General features: G+C 34.4%; 10 protein-coding genes. All 10 read left to right on the plus strand.

The features are described from left to right. Positions 1-192: 192 nt before the first annotated feature. The 10 genes from Q3907_RS10380 to Q3907_RS10425 all read left to right on the plus strand — a co-directional run bounded on the left by Q3907_RS10380 (position 193) and on the right by Q3907_RS10425 (position 4,919). Entirely contained in the window at positions 193-1,083 is an 891-nt protein-coding gene (locus Q3907_RS10380; RefSeq protein WP_270474309.1) for a ParA family protein, read from the plus strand. Between the two features lie 126 nt (positions 1,084-1,209). Next, on the plus strand, positions 1,210-1,479 hold the full coding sequence (locus Q3907_RS10385) for a DUF4176 domain-containing protein (protein WP_270474308.1): 270 nt from the start codon (positions 1,210-1,212) through the stop codon (positions 1,477-1,479). A 58-nt stretch (positions 1,480-1,537) separates the two neighbouring features. Further along, a complete protein-coding gene (locus Q3907_RS10390; protein ID WP_002611056.1) occupies positions 1,538-1,930 on the plus strand; it encodes a hypothetical protein in 393 nt (130 codons plus the stop codon). A gap of 47 nt (positions 1,931-1,977) precedes the next feature. Next, positions 1,978-2,160: a hypothetical protein gene (locus tag Q3907_RS10395; RefSeq protein WP_301898217.1), complete on the plus strand. Its 183-nt coding sequence runs from the start codon at positions 1,978-1,980 to the stop codon at positions 2,158-2,160. Then, complete coding sequence (locus Q3907_RS10400; RefSeq protein WP_301898218.1) at positions 2,153-2,296, plus strand: hypothetical protein; 144 nt, start codon at positions 2,153-2,155, stop codon at positions 2,294-2,296. The genes Q3907_RS10395 and Q3907_RS10400 overlap by 8 nt, the downstream gene beginning before the upstream one ends. Continuing rightward, positions 2,290-2,601: a hypothetical protein gene (locus tag Q3907_RS10405; RefSeq protein ID WP_301898219.1), complete on the plus strand. Its 312-nt coding sequence runs from the start codon at positions 2,290-2,292 to the stop codon at positions 2,599-2,601. The genes Q3907_RS10400 and Q3907_RS10405 overlap by 7 nt, the downstream gene beginning before the upstream one ends. Before the next feature lie 476 nt (positions 2,602-3,077). Beyond that, entirely contained in the window at positions 3,078-3,308 is a 231-nt protein-coding gene (locus Q3907_RS10410; protein WP_278463710.1) for a hypothetical protein, read from the plus strand. 1 nt (position 3,309) lies between these two features. After that, positions 3,310-3,612, plus strand: coding sequence for a hypothetical protein (locus tag Q3907_RS10415; RefSeq protein WP_301898220.1), 303 nt, complete (start codon positions 3,310-3,312; stop codon positions 3,610-3,612). 104 nt (positions 3,613-3,716) lie between these two features. Beyond that, positions 3,717-4,187: a single-stranded DNA-binding protein gene (locus Q3907_RS10420; protein WP_278463714.1), complete on the plus strand. Its 471-nt coding sequence runs from the start codon at positions 3,717-3,719 to the stop codon at positions 4,185-4,187. Positions 4,188-4,262: 75 nt separating this feature from the next. Beyond that, positions 4,263-4,919, plus strand: coding sequence for a hypothetical protein (locus Q3907_RS10425; RefSeq protein ID WP_301898221.1), 657 nt, complete (start codon positions 4,263-4,265; stop codon positions 4,917-4,919). Positions 4,920-4,960 lie beyond the last annotated feature (41 nt).

Genomic DNA, 4,960 nt, shown 5'->3' on the forward strand with positions numbered 1-4,960 from the left:
ATTGAACAGTCTTCAGGAACATTTAAAAGCATCTACAGGTCGTAAAGTTAAAATCAATCAGAAAGACTGCTCTGTAACATTCTATCCAAACAAGGACGTTGATGCGATGGAAGATTTATATACGATTTTGCATGACTTTGGTTTCACGGACCAAGGATACTGGGAATAATAGAAATAAGAGGGGTATTTAAAATGGCAAAAGTAATTTCAATTCTAATGAACAAAGGTGGCGTTTCAAAAACAGAAACGAGTTTAAATCTAGCATATGGATTATCTGTGAAAGGGAAGAAAGTCTTGCTGATTGATATGGATCCTTCATCGAATGCAACATCCGTTATCCTTGGGCTGGATAACAATTTATCAGAACAGGGAGCAAGTCAATATAAGGAACTGTTTGACAAGTACATCAGCGAAGGGCAGCCAAGAATCCTTGCATGTTATGAAGCAATGCATGAATATTTGAAGCAGACTCCATACAAGTATGATATCCATGATGTGTTGGAAGACCAGAAACTGGATATTCATGAAGCGATTCAGAAAACACGTTTTGAAAATTTGGATCTGATTCCGAGTTCAGTTGCGTTATCTACAACAGATATCAAATTAAAAGGGTCCATCAATCCTTACAATCGTTTAAGACGTGCTATTCAGAAAGTGGAAGATGAATATGATTTTATCCTTTTAGATAACCAGCCTTTTGAAAATTCGCTGTCTTTCAATAGTATTACTGCATGCTATAAAGAAGGGGATTTGATTATTGCTCCAACAAAAATCAGTTTAGGAGGAATACAGGGAATCGACTCTACCTTGCATACGATCCTACAATGGATGCAGGAAGTAGAATCTTTACGCTATGATTTCAAGCTGCTGATTACAATGAAGAACCGCAATGGCGTAGACAATAAATGGACAGATATCCTTCACGAGACATTTGGTGAATATATGTTTGATACAGTGATTCGTTATCAAGGAAAGCCAGTTGCCGATGCATCCATGAATCGAAAGATTCTTCTTGAAACTCCAAAGTTTGGTGTTGCTGAGGACTACCAGAACTTTGTGGATGAAGTATTTAGCCTTAGCTAGTCTGATTGTAGGAAGAAGACTTCTGATAGTCTTCTTCGTACATTGGATTGCCCAACAGATGACAGATGTTCTAAAACATATGGATTCAGTCACAATTTAAGATTTGGATATTAGGAGGATAAAAGGATGAAAGATTTGTTGCCGATCGGAAGTGTTGTCACTTTAAAAGAAGGAAAAAAGAAATTAATGATTATTGGTCGCATTCAGGAGAATGAGAAGACTAAAAAACTCTATGACTATGCAGGATGTAATTGGCCTGAAGGATATATGGATAAAGACCATTGTTATGTATTCAATCATGAAGACATTGATTGTTTGTACTACATTGGATTGCAGGACATCGAAGAATTCAATTACAGATTTGAATTGGATGAAAGATTAAAGGAAATGAAATAATGTCTGAAAAGAATGATGTAATTAGAAAAATATAAGTAATTGAAGTTAGGTAAAGGAAATGAAGACTGTACATTTAAATGGATATATCCAAGTGGAAAAGTATCCTTTTATCGAAAATTCAGAAAGTCATTGCAATGAAGGATTTGTTCTATTTAATGAGTTAGGAGAACAATTTGCTTTTTGTTGGGATAATGAACAACAGTGCTGTGAAAACTTTCTTGTTGATAAAAGTGGATACGATCATGTATTGAGTTTTTCGTCCGATTGCGGATGTGAAATCAGAATCATGGAAACGCAAGAATATTTTAAAGCCATGTTAGATATTTTGATCTATGTGAACAAAGAAGAAAAAGTACGCTTTCATTTGAGCAATGAACAAGGAAAAGGTGCGTATTACAGCCATCTCATTATGTTTAAAATCAATAATGAATGGATATATGAAGAACTTTGACGAAAACGAATGAACAAAATAGGAAGTCACTTCCAAAAAAAAAGAAAGTGAGAATAGATTATGAGTATAAGGAAAATGAAAGGTATCAAGGATGTATTGTTTATCAGATTCCTGCTGAAGAAATTGTTAAATTGAGAGAGGCAGATTGTTTTGGCAATCTTTGTGATTCCTGCAATCAAACAATAGAGGATACTTACTATATTCCAGTATTGAATTGGGGAAATGTGTAAAAAATGCTTTGATGAATGGAAAGAAACAGCTATTTTTTATAAAGAGGATACAGATTTTGAAGAATTGAATATTCATTGGATTGAAAAATGGTGTGATAGATTGAAAAAGGAAAACGGAGGTGTGCAAAGATGGTAGTATTAGAATTGATTGGAATGTTTTTTAGAATAATGATTTCATTCTTATTTCAAATGATTGGATTGTTCTTGAGCTTTTTATTAGGAATCAGTACACTTGTTTCTAGAGTGTGGATGCTGTTACTCTTTGCGACCGTCTGTTTTCATGCATGTGGGTTGGACAGTGATACAATCAACATGTTCTCAGATACATTCACACTGGTTGCCTACATCGTAATCACAGTGATCGTATTGTTTGCACAGACGATTATCGGATGGTTGGTAGGCATGTGTTATTACATATCTGAATCAGCCATGATGTTTTAAAATAAAGGATGCAACAGCATATTTTATTCAATTATTTATAACTTTGTGTTAAGAAGGTTGTATAATAAACTTGAGATAGAAAGCGTGTGCAAAACTGAAAAAATATCTTGTGTACTTTTTCAACCTGTGCTAAAATGTAAACTGTAAAGGAATACATGAATAGCAAGGCACTTCGAAATTGGTACGAAGTGCCTTTTATATTCAGCTATTTAAAGGTCGATTCACGGACCTTGATAGAAATATCGAAAGTACAGATGAACTTGAATTACACCTATGTCATTCGTGGCAAGGTTAACGTTTTATAGTAGTCTGTAATGCCATGCGTAGTGAAGGTGATCTGATATAATGTTGTACATCAACATGCTTTCACATGCTAGTGAAGGGTACTTTTTTGGGGTGTGCTATTCATGAATTCCTTTAGTGATGTTAAAGATGTAGTACAGCATAAATCTGGATGGTAGTGAAAGGAGTGAAGTATGTTTTTTAATTCGTACAATGTATTAATTGGAGTGATTGTTCTAACTTTATGTTGTGGATTGTTATTTTCACTCGGTTTGGCTATATTCTATGGTGGAAAAATGACAATCGAAATTGTATCGGGTGAAACAGATTATATTGCTCTTTTTCAGAAGATGCTTATAGCATTTGGTATTGGCAGTCTGTTTTACATGACAGTTGAAATATTTTTTAAAAAGTGGGGATGTTGAAATGATTGAAAAGGTTTTAGATGAATTATATAAAAAGCTTCCATTGGATTTGAATGTGATTGAGATTAATGGCATTCATCCATTATCAAATGGAGCTGTTGTTGTGGATGTATCATATCCTATGATGAGCGATGATTTCACAGAAACGCTGTGTTTTAACAGCAACTTGAATGCTCAGGACATTCTGATCCACTTGGAAGAAAGAGTGAACTCGAAGTATTCATCTTTGAAGGATGATGAATATGTACGAGAGAAATTGAATGAATTTTTCGAATTAACAAATGAATTGTTACAGACATTATAGGTCTGTTTTAAAGACGGGATGTGGCATTGGATGCAGCCAAGTGTCCATGTAAGTCCACCCCCTCTTGTTTGAATGGTGGCAGTACTGCCATCTAGGAGGTCAATATGTTAAATACAGTAGCAATTTCAGGGGTGCTAGGATATCCCCTTGAATTGAAAAAAGATAAAAATGGTAAATCTTATATCCGTAGTTCTGTTTCAGTATCTAGAAACTATAAAGGGGAAGACGGATATTATTTGAAGGACTATATCGGTTTCGTTGCAATGGGACAGAATGCTGAATACTTGGCGAAATATGCTCAAAAGGGTGATCGCATCGAAATCAAAGGACGCATGCAGTCTTATGCACAGACTTTCTGGGAATATTATGAGGAAGACTGTTTTCCAAAGAAAAGGGAGAAAAAAATCTATAAGGCAGAGATTCTTGTAGAGGATGTTGAAGTTGTTTCTAAAGCGGAACAGAAGAATACTGAAGATGGCAGTACTGCCACGCATAAGTATACAGAAGAAGAGATTCAAGAAAAATTGGAAGCTTACAAAGCTACAAAAGAAACAAATCCAGATTTAGTTTTTTAACAGCAGATTCTAACTGGTGAAGATTAAATAAAGATATATTGGAACGAATGTATTTGTTCCAGAGGGGGTTATACAATGAAATCAAATAAAATCTTAATGGCAGGAGCATTAGCTCTTAGTATGGTATTATCTGGAGGAATGTTGACAGGATGTTCAAATTCTTCAACAAAAGACACAAAGACAACAGAAGTTGCCAAAAAAAATGAAGTAAAAACGATTGGTCAAAAAAGTAAGGATTCTAAATCTTTGAAGATTACAAACAATACTGGAAAGAAGATCACAGTATTCGAAACAAAATCAAGTTCTGAAGAAAGTTTCAGTGATAACTTGTTGGAAGATGGTGATTCTGTAAAAAACAAAGAAGAACGTACTTTGTATTACACTGTCAAAGAAAACGATAAGTTGGACGTGAAAGTAGGATTACAGGATCAGGACAAAACATTTGTATTCAAAGATGTAGATACAGTAGATATAAAGAAAGTGGATGTTTCTTTAAAAGAAGATAAAGTCAATTTAGATGTAACAAAAAAAGATGGCAGTACTGCCACTTTAACACCATCTGAAGATTCTGCGAAGACGGAAGATGAGAAAAAAGACGAAACTGAAGTAAAACAGGAAGAAAAGAAAGAAGAAACCGCAAAAGCCGATTCTTCTAATAAATCAAATGCTTCAGAATCGAAGAAGGATAACACAGCTTCGACTACGAATACCAACTCGATGTTGATTGTCTAATTAATTGAGTATGAAAATGAATAATCTAATCAAATTAAATG

Origin of the sequence: uncultured Holdemanella sp. (assembly GCF_958348295.1) — a bacterium.
Lineage (GTDB): Bacteria > Bacillota_I > Bacilli_A > Erysipelotrichales > Erysipelotrichaceae > Holdemanella.

Bases quoted from the DNA above. Each gene is read 5' to 3' on its own strand.
- Q3907_RS10380 (WP_270474309.1), top strand. From the start codon at position 193: ATGGCAAAAGTAATTTCAATTCTAATGAACAAAGGTGGCGTTTCAAAA.
- Q3907_RS10385 (WP_270474308.1), top strand. From the start codon at position 1,210: ATGAAAGATTTGTTGCCGATCGGAAGTGTTGTCACTTTAAAAGAAGGA.
- Q3907_RS10390 (WP_002611056.1), top strand. From the start codon at position 1,538: ATGAAGACTGTACATTTAAATGGATATATCCAAGTGGAAAAGTATCCT.
- Q3907_RS10400 (WP_301898218.1), top strand. From the start codon at position 2,153: ATGTGTAAAAAATGCTTTGATGAATGGAAAGAAACAGCTATTTTTTAT.
- Q3907_RS10405 (WP_301898219.1), top strand. From the start codon at position 2,290: ATGGTAGTATTAGAATTGATTGGAATGTTTTTTAGAATAATGATTTCA.
- Q3907_RS10410 (WP_278463710.1), top strand. From the start codon at position 3,078: ATGTTTTTTAATTCGTACAATGTATTAATTGGAGTGATTGTTCTAACT.
- Q3907_RS10415 (WP_301898220.1), top strand. From the start codon at position 3,310: ATGATTGAAAAGGTTTTAGATGAATTATATAAAAAGCTTCCATTGGAT.
- Q3907_RS10420 (WP_278463714.1), top strand. From the start codon at position 3,717: ATGTTAAATACAGTAGCAATTTCAGGGGTGCTAGGATATCCCCTTGAA.
- Q3907_RS10425 (WP_301898221.1), top strand. From the start codon at position 4,263: ATGAAATCAAATAAAATCTTAATGGCAGGAGCATTAGCTCTTAGTATG.